Below are 759 nucleotides of genomic sequence, written 5' to 3'. Positions count from 1 at the left end.
TATATAGATTGCATGTATAYGTTCCTATACCATCTTTTTTACCTTTTTTAAAGTCACCCTCATATATATATTCATTTTTATATTTATATCTTCCATTACCTTCAAATAAGTCATCTTTAAACTCACCCTCATATACAATATTATCTATAGTCTTTAATATTCCATATCCTTTTTTTAATCCGTATCTATATTCACCTTCATATATATCACCGCTAGATTTTATATAGCATCCATGTCCATGAAATACATTATCTTTGAAATCTCCTATGTATTTATCTCCATTTGAATATATATATTCTCCTCTACCATTTTTTTTATCATCTAAAAATTCACCTTTATATATATCTCCATTTTTAATAATTAATCTACCATAACCTGACTTAACATTATTTTTCCACATACCAATATATTTACTTCCATCAGTATAATATAGTACACCTTTTCCATCTTTTTTATTGTTTATAAACTGACCCTTATATATATCTTTATTTTTATATGTATATGTTCCTATACCTTCTGCAACTCCACTTCTAAAATCTCCGCTATATGTACTTCCATCACTATATGTATATTTACCTATACTATGCATAGAATCATTTTTCCAAATTCCTTCGTACTTTTCTTTATTTGAAAATACACAAACTCCAAATCCATGTCTTTTTTCACCTAAAAATTCACCTTTATATAAATCACCATTTTTATATGTATATACTTTTTCATTATTTAMTATTGTATCAATAARTTTATKWSAATTATTTT

1 protein-coding gene is annotated in these 759 nt (G+C 24.7%); it reads right to left on the bottom strand.

The features are described 5' to 3' along the window. Window positions 1-759 (bottom strand): hypothetical protein (locus tag G3997_RS02355; protein ID WP_330616289.1); only part of this gene is annotated, 759 nt, incomplete at both ends.

Source organism: Romboutsia sp. 13368 (assembly GCF_018336475.1).
Lineage (GTDB): Bacteria > Bacillota > Clostridia > Peptostreptococcales > Peptostreptococcaceae > Romboutsia.
This window is presented reverse-complemented; position numbering and strand designations above follow the sequence as displayed.